This window comes from Allobosea sp. P4_H5 (assembly GCF_056400825.1).
The window spans coordinates 218477-231346 of the sequence record NZ_JBFUKM010000002.1; the positions used below are offsets into that span (position 1 = coordinate 218477).

Annotated in this window: 13 protein-coding genes; 1 reads left to right on the top strand and 12 read right to left on the bottom strand. The window is 66.5% G+C overall.

The features are described from left to right. Positions 1-26: 26 nt before the first annotated feature. The 11 genes from AC1DS0_RS05035 to AC1DS0_RS05085 all read right to left on the bottom strand — a co-directional run bounded on the left by AC1DS0_RS05035 (position 27) and on the right by AC1DS0_RS05085 (position 9364). The gene (locus AC1DS0_RS05035; protein WP_476813287.1) at positions 27-1049 is read right to left on the bottom strand and encodes an ABC transporter permease; all 1023 of its coding nucleotides are present in this window, start codon (positions 1047-1049) and stop codon (positions 27-29) included. After that, positions 1049-2032: an ABC transporter permease gene (locus AC1DS0_RS05040; RefSeq protein WP_476813288.1), complete on the bottom strand. Its 984-nt coding sequence runs from the start codon at positions 2030-2032 to the stop codon at positions 1049-1051. Before AC1DS0_RS05040 ends, AC1DS0_RS05035 begins: the two co-directional genes overlap by 1 nt. A gap of 62 nt (positions 2033-2094) precedes the next feature. Beyond that, positions 2095-2676 carry an RBBP9/YdeN family alpha/beta hydrolase gene (locus AC1DS0_RS05045; protein WP_476813289.1) on the bottom strand — a complete coding sequence of 194 codons (582 nt, stop codon included), beginning with the start codon at positions 2674-2676 and terminating at the stop codon, positions 2095-2097. A 136-nt stretch (positions 2677-2812) separates the two neighbouring features. Next, positions 2813-3355 (bottom strand): flavin reductase family protein, encoded by a 543-nt coding sequence (locus AC1DS0_RS05050; RefSeq protein WP_476813290.1) that lies wholly within the window; start codon positions 3353-3355, stop codon positions 2813-2815. 76 nt (positions 3356-3431) lie between these two features. Further along, positions 3432-3881, bottom strand: a complete 450-nt coding sequence (locus tag AC1DS0_RS05055) for an RrF2 family transcriptional regulator (protein ID WP_100959541.1) — start codon at positions 3879-3881, stop codon at positions 3432-3434. 107 nt (positions 3882-3988) lie between these two features. Then, entirely contained in the window at positions 3989-4456 is a 468-nt protein-coding gene (locus AC1DS0_RS05060; RefSeq protein WP_476813291.1) for a cupin domain-containing protein, read from the bottom strand. After that, complete coding sequence (locus tag AC1DS0_RS05065) at positions 4449-5573, bottom strand: RuBisCO large subunit C-terminal-like domain-containing protein (RefSeq protein ID WP_476813292.1); 1125 nt, start codon at positions 5571-5573, stop codon at positions 4449-4451. Before AC1DS0_RS05065 ends, AC1DS0_RS05060 begins: the two co-directional genes overlap by 8 nt. A gap of 75 nt (positions 5574-5648) precedes the next feature. Continuing rightward, on the bottom strand, positions 5649-6527 hold the full coding sequence (locus AC1DS0_RS05070) for an NADPH-dependent oxidoreductase (RefSeq protein WP_476813293.1): 879 nt from the start codon (positions 6525-6527) through the stop codon (positions 5649-5651). 50 nt (positions 6528-6577) lie between these two features. Beyond that, positions 6578-7447: an ABC transporter permease gene (locus AC1DS0_RS05075; protein WP_476813294.1), complete on the bottom strand. Its 870-nt coding sequence runs from the start codon at positions 7445-7447 to the stop codon at positions 6578-6580. Beyond that, positions 7444-8328 (bottom strand): ABC transporter ATP-binding protein, encoded by an 885-nt coding sequence (locus AC1DS0_RS05080; protein WP_476813295.1) that lies wholly within the window; start codon positions 8326-8328, stop codon positions 7444-7446. The genes AC1DS0_RS05075 and AC1DS0_RS05080 overlap by 4 nt, the downstream gene beginning before the upstream one ends. Positions 8329-8335: 7 nt before the next feature. Then, the gene (locus AC1DS0_RS05085) at positions 8336-9364 is read right to left on the bottom strand and encodes an ABC transporter substrate-binding protein (RefSeq protein ID WP_476813296.1); all 1029 of its coding nucleotides are present in this window, start codon (positions 9362-9364) and stop codon (positions 8336-8338) included. Positions 9365-9943: 579 nt separating this feature from the next. Between AC1DS0_RS05085 and AC1DS0_RS05090 the strand changes: the two genes are divergently transcribed. Beyond that, entirely contained in the window at positions 9944-11710 is a 1767-nt protein-coding gene (locus tag AC1DS0_RS05090) for a phosphatase PAP2 family protein (protein ID WP_476813297.1), read from the top strand. Positions 11711-11811: 101 nt separating this feature from the next. Here AC1DS0_RS05090 and AC1DS0_RS05095 read toward each other — a convergent pair whose 3' ends face one another. Then, on the bottom strand, positions 11812-12864 hold the full coding sequence (locus AC1DS0_RS05095; RefSeq protein WP_476813298.1) for an aldo/keto reductase: 1053 nt from the start codon (positions 12862-12864) through the stop codon (positions 11812-11814). Positions 12865-12870: the final 6 nt, after the last annotated feature.

The following is a 12870-nucleotide window of genomic DNA, read 5'->3' on the forward strand; positions in this document are numbered from 1 at the left end:
CTTGTCTGTGGTGAGGGTGAGCTGTCTCAGCGCCCGGCGGAGAGATGCGGGTTCAGCGCGTCGTTCAGCGCATCGCCGACGAGGTTCAGCGCCAGTACGGTCAGGACGATGGCGAAGCCGGGGATGGCGGTGAGGTACCAGGCCGTGCGCAGCAATTCGCGGCCGGCACCGATCATGCTGCCCCAGCTCACCAGGTTGGGATCACCGAGCCCAAGGAAAGACAGGGCCGACTCCATCAGGATCGCCGAAGCGACCAGTACAGAGGCGGTGACGATGATCGGAGAAAGCGCGTTGGGCAGGATCTCGCGCAGGATGATCCGTACCGGCCCGGAGCCGATCGCCCGCGCTGCCGTGACGAAATCCTTTTCGCGCAACGAGCGGAACTCCGCGCGCACCAGGCGAGCGACCATCGGCCAGGTCACTATCGCGATCGCGCCGGTCACGGTGGTGATCGAGGGCTGGGCGATGGCGACGAGCACGACGAGCAGCACGAAGCTCGGCACGGTCTGGACGACCTCGGTCAGCCGCACCAGAACATCGTCGATCCAGCCGCCGAAATAGCCCGCCGTAGCCCCGACCGCGATCCCGGCGCTGATGCCGAGCGCCATCGCCGTAAAGCCGACCAGCAGCGAGATGCGAGCGCCCCAGACCAGCCCTGCCGCGACGTCGCGGCCGAGCGAATCCGTGCCGAGCGGGAATTCGGGGTTCTGCCCGGGCCAGAGGAAGGGCCGGCCCACCATTGCGAGCGGGTCGTCGGGATAGAGGAGGGGTGCGGCGAGCGCGATCGCCGCGACGAGCAGGAGGAAGGCCAGCGCGACCAGGCCGGGTGGGTTTCGCAGGAACGCCTTGAGCGCCCGCTGACCGCTGGAGGGCGAGGGGGCGGTCGCAACGGCTGGCGTGGATGCCTGCGCGGCCAACGAGTTGGCGATGTCTCGCTCTCGGTCGGTGAGCAAGGCAAAGCCGGGACCCGGCAGCACCAGCGGCTCGGAAGTCGGCCCGGCCCAGACGATTGCCTCGGAATGGCTCAGAGACCGTTCGATCACACCCATCAGCGGACCTCGATGCGCGGGTCGAGCCATGCCTGCAGCAGGTCGACGACCATGTTGACGATGATGACGAGCAGCGAGCAGAGCAGCAGCACGCCGAGGAGAACGTTGAAGTCGCGCCGCATCACCGCTTCGAAGGCGAGGCGCCCAAGGCCGGGCCAGCTGTAGACCGTCTCGACCACGACGGCGCCGCCCAGAATGCCGCCCAAATGCATGCCGGCAAGCGTGGTCACCGGGAGCAGCGCGTTGCGCAGGACATGCCGGGTCGCGACGTGGAATGGCGTGAGGCCCTTGGCCGTCGCGGTGCGGATGAAATCCTGCGAAGCGACCTCGAGCATCGTCGCCCGCGTCAGCCTGGCGTAGATTGCGACATAGAAGAGCGCGAGCGATGCGGCCGGGAGAAGCATGTGGCGGGCCTTGTCGAGCAGGCTCTCCAGGCCCGAAAGACCCGCCCCGATCGTCTCCGCGCCGCCGCTCGGCAGCCAGCCGAGCTTGACCGAGAACAGCACGATCAGCATCAGGCCGATCCAGAAGCCTGGCACCGAATAGAAGATCAGCGATCCCACGGAGATGAGCCGGTCGGGCCAGCGCCCGGCGTTGAGGGCCATCACGGCGCCCAGCGCGATGCCGAACAGAAGAGCCAGCGACAGGGAAAGGCCCATGAGCAGCAACGTGCCCGGCAGGCGCTGCGCGATCAGATCGGCGACAGGCATGTTGTAGCGCGGTGAGAAGCCGAGGCTCCCTTGGGCGAGATTGCCGAGATAGGCGAGCAACTGGTCGAGCAGCGGCAAATCGAGGCCGAACTGCTTGCGCAGCATCGCCATCGTCTCCTCGGTCGCGGCCCCCGCCTCGCCGGCCATGACATCGGCCGCGTCCCCTGGCGCCAGCTGCAGCAGGAGGAAGTTGAGGATGACGATGCCGATGACCGTCGGAACAGCCTGGATCAGGGTCTTGCGCAGGACGCCGGACAAGCGGGAAAGCGACATTCAGTCCATCTACTAATTTGATAGATTATTTGGACGTACCGAGGCGCTCTTCGCCTCAAGCCCTAGTGCAGGCTGAACCGTGCCGGAAAACGCTCGGCAGACCTGCCGGGAGGCGTGCTGAAAGCGGCCAGCCGCTCAAGCAGATCCAGGCCTGCGGGCCAGTCGCCGAGGCCGGCCTCGGCATCGAGATGTCCGGCATTGCCGGCATCGATGAAGGCGGCATCCCACATATTGGCGAAGATGCGCGCCCGCTCGATGTCCATGTGGGGATCCGTGCGGCTGGCGACGACGAAAGCCGGAAACGAGAACGGGTCACATGGCAGCGGGCCGAACGAGGCGAAGCCGGCCGCGAGTGCGGTTCTCGCCTCGGGATCGACCGGAGCAACCAGCATCGCGCTGCGGATCGGCAGATCGGGATAGCGCGCCGCCAGATGGGCGATGGCGGTCGCGCCCAAGCCATGGCCCACGAGCACGGCATTGGGGCGATGCCCGACATGCTCGCGCAAGGTTTCGAGCCATGAATCGAGATGCGGGCGGCGTGTCGCGGGTTGCTCTACGCGCTCGACGAAGTCGAGCTGGCTTTCCCAACGGGCCTGCCAATCCGTAGACTTTACCCTTGATCCGGGAACGATGAGGATGGCCATGGGGCGCCTCCTTTCATCGTGTCATCATCGGTGCCAATGGCTCGTTCGGTCAATAAAACGACTTGGCAAAATTGGACCGGATTAGAGAACGATACTCTGCCATTCAGCGGGGGAGGTAGGATAGTCGCCCCGTCGCTCAGATGCCGGCGCCATGTTGCAGCGTCTCGTCGAGCTTGCCATAGATTCCGCGCCAATAGAGCAGCGCCCCCTCGTCCTGCGCCTGCCGGATCGCCTTGATCCGGCCGATCAGGATCGTATGCGAGTGGCGCTCGATCGCCTCATCGGTCTCGCAGTCCAGGACGGCGAGAGCGCCCACCAGGGTCGGGGCGCCGGTCACGAGTTCTTTCCAGTCGCCGTCGGCAAAGCGGGCTTCGCCCTTGAAGCCACCGCGACCGGCAAAGCGGTCGGCAATCGCCTGGTGGCGGGCAGCCAGGACATTGATCGCGAAATGGCCGGCCGCCTCGATCTTCGGCCAGGCCGAGGCGCCGCGGTTGATGCAGACGATCACGGTCGGCGGCTCGGCCGAAAGGGCGGTCAGCGACGTCGCGGTCAGGCCGGCGCGCTCGCCGCCATGCGAGGCGGTAATGATGCTGACCGCGCCCGCGACATTGCGCATCACCGCCTTGAACGCGTCGGAATGGATATCGGCGGCGCCGGGCGGGGCGAACTGTTGATTCATGATTTCACCGGAGTGCGGTTTCCGCTCCGATCGAAAATAGGTTCTTGTGATAATTTGTCTACCAAAGAAATAGATTTTAGATCGCGAAGTCGATCTCAGGCTTGTGCGCTGCTGCGCGGCCGACGAGATCGGCGATCGTCGTGTTGTCGACGACCGCCGCCATGGCGTCGCGGACCTCCCGCATCACCCCGCGAACGACGCAGGCTTCGATGTCTCCGCAATCCTGGCACGGCTTGAAGGCCGATTGGCTGGCGCAGTCGATCGGCGCAATCGGTCCTTCCAGGGCCCGGATCACCGCTCCGACCTTGATGGTCCGGGCCGGTTTCGCCAGCGCGTAGCCACCGCCCGGTCCCTTCTTGCTGCGCAGCATGCCGGCATTGCGCAGATCCAGCAGGATCGCGTCGAGGAACTTCTTCGAGATGTTGTTGCGCTGGGCGATCTCGGCGATCTGGGCGGTCTCGCCGGCATCGAGCCGGGCGAGGTGGACCATGGCCTTGATGCCGTATTTTCCCTTGTTGGTCAGCACTGCCCGTCCCCCGCTTAGAAGTACAGTATATCGATCTATTTTGCGGGAACTGCAAGGCGAAGGCGATTATAGGGGAGCTGCGCAGGCGATGGCGCTTCGGCCGTGGCTCAGCCGTCGAGGAAGGCGGCGATCTCCGGCGAGGCGCGCAAGGCCGCGAGTTCCTGCGCCGTCGGCAGCGCTGGGCGGTCGCGGGTGGCATCGACCAGGCAGAGGAAGCCGAGCGGCTCGCCAGGGGCGGCCCGGAACTGGTGCCAGGTCCAGCCGGGGATGGTGACGAGATCGAGCGGGCCGATCTCGCTCACCTGCGAGCCGACGAGACAGCGGCCACGACCGCGCACGATCATGACGCCATGGACATGGCCGTGGCGCTCCAGCGTGGTGTGGCCGCCCGGCCCGACCTCGAAATAGCGCAGCTCGCCGGCAAGATCGGATCGCGAGAACAGGATCTGGCGCGAGACGTCGCGGAAGGGCGCATCGCCATCCTGCTTGTAGGCGAGCCGTTCGACACCCTGCCAGGCGAAGCCGTCTTCATGCCGGCGCAGGTTGGGAGCATTGTCCTTGGTCGTGTCAGGCATGGGTTTGTGCCAGGGCTTGTGCTTGCGAGTGCTGATGGACCGTGGCGACGAACGCGGCCGTGGCCTCGCTCAATCTGTCGCCCTCGGCGAGCAGGTTGCCACCGATCAGCAGCATGACGTCGCGGCCGTAGAAGTCGAGCATCTCCGGCACGCGCGCCACGCTCATGCCGCCGGCCGGTACGGGAGCGATCGCTGCGAGTCCGGGCTCCGGCGCGAGCGCCGTCTGCGCGATGCGCTGGCAAGTCTCGGCGGAATAGCCGAAGCGGCCGCCATGGTTGGGGAAGATCACCGCATCGATGCCGGCGAGCCGCCAGAGCCTGGTCAGGCAGGCCGGATCGATCCGCGCCGCGCCGGCCAGGCTGGGATGGGCGAGCAAGGCGATATCGGGATAGTCCCGCCTGAGCTGCTGGACATTGGCGAGGCCGAGGATCGCCGGCGCCACCATCGCCGTGTCGAGGCCTTCCTGTGCGAGGACGCGCAGTTGCTCGCGCACGGCGTCGAGGCTGCCGGAGAGGCTTGGGACATAGCGGGTATGATGGCCGGTCTGCGCTGTGGCGCGGCGTACCGCGGCGGCACAGGCCGAAACGCGCTGCGGGAACGGGCTGTAGGCTTGCGTCGCCAGCCCGTGATCGTCCTTGACGTAGTCGATGCCGCCGAGCGCGAAGGCTTCGGCCAGGCGCGCCAGCTCCTCCGGTGGCAGTCCTTGTGGTTTGAGGGCCGAGCAGGTCAGGGCGCGCCCTGTGGCGCCGACGCGCTGACGCAGGCCGTCGAGCCCCCACTGCGGGCCATCGCCGAACCCGGCACGCAGATCGGGCGGCAAGGCGAAGTCGGCGAGCGTGAGGTCATCATGCAGCGAGGAGTTGCCGAACAGCATGTTGAGGAGCTGTCCGGCATCGTCGCCGACCGTTGCGGCGGCGAGCAGGATGCGGATCGCATGCAGGCCGCTGCCCTTGGGCTCGACCGCGACGACACGGCCCAGAATCTCGCCGAGGACGAAAGGATCGTCGACCGCCTCGGGCGGCATCTCGATGCTCTGCTCGACAGCGATCGCCCTGGCACGCGCCTGGGCATCCTCGGGCGAGCCGCGCAGGTGATAGGTGACTTCGATCCAGCTCATCGTCAATCCCGCCGAGGCGGGGCTCCGCCATTCCGTTTCACACCACCATTATAGCGCTGCCGTCGCGGAGGCACCTCAGCGCAGCGCGAAGCCGAGTGCAGCCAGAGCATCGCGCATGCGGTCGCGCCCGCTCAGCGATTGCGGCCCAGCGATCCGGGCAAGCGCCTGCCGCGACCACGGCACCTGCGGGATCCGCTGCTCGCTCTGGAAGCCCTGGATCGCCGTGTCATAGGCCGCGACCAGCTCAGGCGCGTAGCCGGCCCCGTATTGCTCGCGATGGAGGACAAGAGTGGGCGAGAGGCGCGGCTTGATGCCGGTGACGACCTCGGGGGCGGGATAGCCGACGCAGAGGCCGAAGACGGGAAACACCTTCGGCGGCAGGCCGAGCTCCCTGGCGACCCGTTCGGGATCGTTGCGCAGGGCGCCGATATAGACTGTGCCGAGGCCGAGGCTCTCGGCGGCCAGCACGGCGTTCTGTGCGGCGAGCGCCGCGTCGATGATCGCGACGAACAGCGTCTCGATATAGTCGAGCGCATCGACCGCGTGATTGCGCTCTGCGCCAAGCGCACCCAGCCGATTGAGATCGGCGAGGAAGACCAGCAGGGTCGGGGCCTGCAGGATGTGCTTCTGGTTGCCGGTGACCTCGGCAAGCCGGGCCTTGCGGGCGGGATCGGAGACGGCGACTACGCTCCAGGTCTGGAGATTGGAGGAGCTGGCGGCGGACTGCCCCGCCGCGACCAGCGTCTCGATCGTGCCGTCCGGCAGCGGATCGGGCTTATAGGAGCGGACCGAACGATGCGCCAGGATCTGGCCGATGACCTCATTCCAATGCGCCGGTTCCGGCTGGCTCTCGGCGCGATAGCGCGCGCGCAACAAGGCCTTCGGATCGTCTCCGGCGGAGGCCTCGGAGATTGCGGAAGGAGGGGCATCGGCGAAGTGCAAGGCAGCGGTCATGGATGGAGATCCGTGCAGGAAGGCATGGGTCAGAGCGAGCGACAGCGGCATCAGCGGGCCATGCCCCAGCGCCGGATCGTCGTCCTCTCGATCGCCGCGAAGACGAGATTCTCGACGACAAGGCCGATCAGGATCACCAGCAGCAGGCCGGCGAAGACCTTGTCCGTGTAGAGCTCGTTGCGGTTCTGGAAGATGTACCAGCCGAGGCCGCCGCGGCCCGAGGAGGCGCCGAAGACCAGCTCGGCGGCGATCAGCGTGCGCCAGGCGAAGGCCCAGCCGATCTTGAGGCCGGACAGGATCGCCGGCAGCGCCGCCGGCACCAGGATGCCGAAGACGTAGCGCAGGCCGGTGAGCCCGTAATTGCGGCCGGCCATGCGCAGCGTGTCCGGTACGCCCTGGAAACCAGCGAAGGTGTTGAGCGCGACCGGCCAGAGCACCGAATGGATCAGCACGAAGATCAGGCTGCCCGAGCCGAGGCCGAACCAGAGCAGCGCCAGCGGCAGCAAGGCGATTGCTGGCAGCGGGTTGAACATCGCAGTCAGGGTCGAGAGCAGGTCGCGTCCGATCTGGGTTGAGATGGCCAGCGTCGTCAGCAGAAAGGCGAGCGTCAGCCCGGCAGCATAGCCCTGCGCCAGCACGATCAGCGAGAGCCGTGCCCGCTCGATCAGCTCGCCGCTCGCCAGCCCCTCGACCAGCGCCTGCACCGTGGCGAGGAAAGTCGGGAGCAGGAGCTCGTTGTCCTGCCAGCGCGCCAGTGCCTCCCAGAGCAGGGCTAGGACGACCAGGATCAGGCCCTTGCGCAGCCAGCCCTGCCCGGCGAGGCGCTCGACCAGCGGACGCTGACGCTCGAGTGCCGTCGCGACGAAGGGCGGCAGCGGCTGGTCGTATTCTGGCCGGATCGGCGGCTGGGCGAGGCTCATGGCTTCGCCCCTTCTGCACCGGCCTGTTCATGCTCGAAGAGCCGTTCATGCAGGCGCCGGACGGCGGCCTGGAATGGGGCGCCGCCTGTGCTCGCCAGATCGAATTCGTGGCTGTTTAACTCGGCCCGCAGCCGGCCGGGATGGGGCGAGAGCACCGCGACGCGGTTGCCGACGATCAGCGCCTCCTCGATCGAGTGGGTGACGAAGAGCAGGGTGAAGCGGACCTCGTCCCAGAGCGCCAGCAACTCCTCCTGCATCCGGCGCCGGGTCAGTGCATCGAGCGCGGCGAAGGGCTCGTCCATCAGGAGGATGCTCGGCTGCATGGCGAGTGCGCGAGCGATGGCGACGCGCTGCTTCATGCCGCCGGAGAGCTGGTGCGGATAGCTGTCGGCGAATTTGGCGAGACCGACCTTCTCGACATAATGGCGCGCCCGCTCCAGTGCCTCGCGGCGCGCCAGCGTGCGCGATGCAATCAGCGGGAAGGCGACATTCTGCAGCACAGTCTTCCAGGGCGGGAGCTGGTCGAATTCCTGGAAGACGACGATGCGGTCGGGGCCCGGTCCGCTGACCGGCCGGCCGCCGAGCCTGATTTCGCCCTCGACTGGGGCGATGAAGCCGGCGACCGCCTTGAGCAGGGTCGACTTGCCGCAGCCGGACGGGCCGAGCAGCACGAAGCGGTCGGCTTCATGGACATCGAAGCCGACACGGTGGGTGGCACGCACGATCGTCTCGGCCGTGCGGTATTCGAGGCTGACGCCGTCGACCTGGAGGAGCGGAGCTAGCAAGGCAGGCGAAGCCTGTCCTTCGCCGGCTGGTGCAGCCGTGCGAGCGAGCAGGGGCAGCGGACCGCCCTGCGGTCGTCTCTCGGCGACGAGCGTCATGCCGGCCTCAGCTGCCCGCGGCGATGCGCGGATCGGTGAAGAAATAGTCGGTCAGCGCCTTGGGCTCGTTCTTGATCGCGCCGACACGATGCAGGAACTGGCCAAGGCCGAGCGTGTTCTGCGGCTCGACCTTGAAGGTCACCTCGGGGTTCTTGATGACCTGGAGCAGCAGCTTGCGGTCGCCCTTGCCGCCATTGGCCTTGAGGTAGATGTCGGCCGCCTGCTCGGGGTTGGCGGTGATGAACTTCGCGGCTTCGTCGAGCGCGTCGAGGAAGGCGCGATAGGTCTTCGGCGCCTCCTTGTAGAATTTCTCGGTGCCGTAGAGCACGGTCGAAGAGGCCGGCCCGCCTTGGACGTCGTAGGATTTGAGCACGATGCGGGCGTTCGGGTTCTCGGCCAGTTCCTGCTCCTGGAAGGGCGGGTTGCCGAAATGGCCGGTAATCTCGGTGCCGCCCTTGATGATCGCGGCGGCGGCCTCGGGATGCGGCAGGGCGACGCTGATCTTGTCGAGCTTCGCAAATTCCTTGTCGCCCCAGAGTTTCGCCGAGGCCCATTGCAGGATGCGCGACTGCACGGAGACGCCGACGGCGGGCAAGGCGATCCTGTCCTTGTCGGTGAAGTCGGCGATCGTCTTCACGTTCGGATTGTTGGTGACGAGGTAGTAGGGGAAGTTGCCGAGCGAGGCGACGCCCTTGACGCTCTGCTTGCCCTTGGTGCGATCCCACAATGTGAAGAGCGGGCCGACACCGGCGCTGGCGATCTCGATCGAGCCGGAGAGCAGCGCGTCGTTCACCGCCGCTCCGCCGGAGAGCTGGGTGAACTCGACCTTGATGTCGATGCCGGCCGCCTTGCCGTGTTTCTCGATTAACTTCTGCTCGGCGGCGACGTCGAGCAGCAGGTAGACGACGCCGAACTGCTTGGCGATGCGCAGCTGTCCCTCCGCCGCGGAGGCCGCTCCGGCGAAGCTGAATGACAAAGCCGTGCCTACCATCAAGGCCGCTGCCTGCCGGCGCGACAGCTTCTTCCAAATCGCCATGTCGAACTCCTGAAAATGCTATCCCGGCCAATCGAAGAGGCCGGATGAGCCATGGCCGAAGCTTGGAGTTCTGGCGTGTGAGCGTCAACCGGAATGTTCTTTTTGAAGAACGATCTATCGGAGTAATTTGTTGCTCGTAGCGCTGCCAAGGAAGAAGAATTGCCTTTCTCTACCGTATTTGATCCATTAATGCCAAATTGTACAGTCGTGTGCTAGAATATTCTGAAAATATCGTTCTCTTTAAAAAACACTCCTCTTGACCCGGCTCTGCCCCGACCTGCATCGTTGCGACAACGGTCCGCGGCCCGCCTGCGTGCCTGAAATGCCAAGCGATGCGAGGTCCGCGATGTCCAAGGCCGACCGCCGGCTCACCTTCGACCCGTTCATCTGTCCAGGCTGCTCCCGCCCCGAGATCTTCTTCGCGGCGGAGCAGCGCAAGAACGCCTAGGCCTCCCCCGCCAGGATATTTCCACCACCCTTCCTCCTTCTGCGAGGCGGGGCGCCGCGCGCGCCGCTAACGCGACCGCGTGCCCAGCGCGCCGGCGCCTTCCATCCACACCACCATCCGAGGACCGCAGCATGCCACACCATCCCGTTTCGATCGCCGCGCCGGAGGACGAGAGCCGGCGTATCTTCCTGAAGGGCGCGGGCGCCGGTGTGGCCGCAGCGGTCTTGAGCGCGGGCGCAGCCACGCCGGCTGCCGCGAATAGCTCAGCCGAAGCCGCATCCGACACCCGTAGCTATGACGAGGCCTTTGTCCGGCGCGCTGCCGAACTGCGCAGCAAGCTCGCGAGCTCGCTGGCCGATGTGAAGATCCCGGCCCATCCGACCAACGGAGACGAGCGGCGCTACGCCAACCAGATCGGAACCGATACGCGCGGCCTGCCGCACAATGAGAGAGGTGAGGTCGATCCTGCTGCCTGGCGTGCGGCGGCCGCGGCTTTCGCTTCGCGCGACCCGGTCGATTTCGAGAAGATTCCTCTCGGTGGCACTCGCCGTCTGGTCAATCCGGTCGGTACGCTTGCGGTCAGCCTCGAGGGCCTGAATGCGGCGCAGTTCCAGTTGCCGGCGGCCCCGGCCCTGGCCGGCGTCGAGCGCGCCGCCGATGCGATCGAGATCTATTGGCAGTCATTGCTGCGCGATGTGCCGTTCTCCGACTATCGCGACGACACGAGCAATCCGGACCTGCGCGCGGCGGTCGACGAGCTCAATCGGGTCGAGGGTTTCAACGGGCCGAAGATCGATGGACGGGTCACGCCGCAGACGCTGTTCCGCGGGCGTGTCGCCTATGTCGACCCGGCCGATCCGACCGGGGCTCGCGCCCGCTGGGCCACGCCGCCCGGCGTTCTCGACGGGCCGGTCGTCTCGCAGTTCCTTTATCGCGACGTGCCACTCGGCAACCAGACATTGTCGGCCCGAATCCGGGCCTACAAAGCCGTTCCCGATTTCCTGACGAAGCCGGAGGAATGGCTCCACGTCCAGAACGGCAATGCGCCGCGCGAGCGCATCGTCCACGAGGCGTCGCCGCGCTATATCGCGAGCGGTCGCGATCTCGGCGCCTATGCTCACAGCGCTGCCGCCTTCAACTTCATCGGCAACCAGTTGCTGGGTACCGGCGCCTCCGCTGCCGATCCGACCTATGGCGGCATCCTGCCGGGGCGCTCAGCGCTGGCTCCGAACAATCCCTATCTCAAATCGAAGACCCAGGACGGTGCGGCTGGGACCTTCAGCGGCCCCTATTTCCAGGCGGTGATCAATCTCGCCATCTCGCATGCGATCCGGATCAACTATTATCAGAAGTGGTACGAGCAGCGCATTCTGCGCCCCGAGGCCTTCGCCGGTCTGGTCCATCAGCGCCTCGCCAACCGGGTCGCGGACTATCCTATTCATGAGAGTTTCCTGGGATCGCAGGCGCTCGAGCGCAGCCGAGCCAAACACGGCACCTATCTGCTCGGCCACATCTTCCCGGAGGGCGCGCCCCTGCACTCGTCCTATCCCGGAGGCGCCGCCATCATCGCGGCGGTGACCGTGACGCTGCTCAAGGCCTTCTATGACGAGAGCAAGGAATGGCCGAACCCGGTTCAGCCCGATCCAGCCGATCCGGCCCGCCTCATCCCCTATCAGGGGGCGCCGCTGACCATCGGCGGCGAGCTCAACAAGGCGGCGCTGAACTATGCCGGCGGGCGCACCTGGGGCGGCATCCATTGGCGTTCGGACGCCGCGGTCTCGTTTGCCCAGGGCGAAAACCTGGTGATCAGCCTGCTGCGCGAGCAGAAGCAGACCTATGCCGAGCCCTTCGACGGCTTCTCCTTCACCCGCTTCGACGGCACGAAGGTCACGATCTGAGCGCAAGCGCTCGTTGTCCGGCCTGAACCGAGCGAGAACGGAACAGGCGCAGATGCAATCGCATCCGCGCCTGTTCCAATTCAAATTCCCGGCCTACCGGCTCAGGGCGCCGGGCTGCCATGGAGCTGATGGGCCGCATCGATCCGCGCCTCCATCTCGGGCGTGATCTTCACCTCCAGCGCAGCGACGTCGGCATCAAGCTGCGCCAGGGTGGTTGCGCCGATGATCGCCGAACTCACGAAAGGCCGGCTCGCGACATAGGCGATGGCGAGCTGGGCCGGGTCGAGGCCGAAGTCGCGGGCGATGGCGAGATAGCTCTCGATTGCCGCTTCCGTGCCCGCCTTCTGATAGCGCTGGCCGCGCTCGAACAGCGTCGTGCGGGCTCCGGCCGGGCGGGCGCCGCGCTGGTACTTGCCGGTGAGGAAGCCCTGTCCGAGCGGCGAATAGGCGAGCAGACCGACCTGCTCGCGCTCGTGGAATTCGGCGAGCCCGACCTCGTAGGTGCGGTTCAGCAGGTTGTAGGCGTTCTGGACACTGGCGACCCGCGGCAAGCCGCGCGTCTCCGACAGGTGCAGGAAGCGGGACAGGCCCCAGGCGGTCTCGTTCGACAGGCCGATATGGCGGACCTTACCGGACTTCACCAGGCCGTCGAGCGCCTCCAGCGTCTCCTCGACAGGTACCTCCGAGCCATTGCCGCCGCGATTGGGGGCATGCGAACCGCCGCCGAAGAGCGGAATGTTCCGGTGCGGCCAGTGCAACTGGTAGAGATCGAGATAATCGGTCTGCAGGCGCTTCAGGGAGGCGTCAATGGCTTCCTCGATGTTCTTCTTGTCCAGACGGGGCTGGCTGCCGTCCCTGCGCAAATAGTTGCGGTCGCCGGGGCCTGCGACCTTTGAGGCGAGGATGATCTTGTCGCGCTTGCCGCTCGCCTTCAGCCAGGTGCCGATGATGCGCTCCGTGGAGCCTTGCGTCTCCGCTCGCGGCGGGATCGAGTAGCTCTCGGCGGTGTCGATGAAGTTGATGCCGGCATCGAGCGCACGGTCGAGCTGGGCGTGCCCGTCCGCCTCCGTGTTCTGCTGGCCCCAGGTCATGGTGCCGAGTGTGATGGCGGAGACGCGCAGGTCCGTGCGTCCGAGCGGACGGTAGTCGGTCATGAAGAA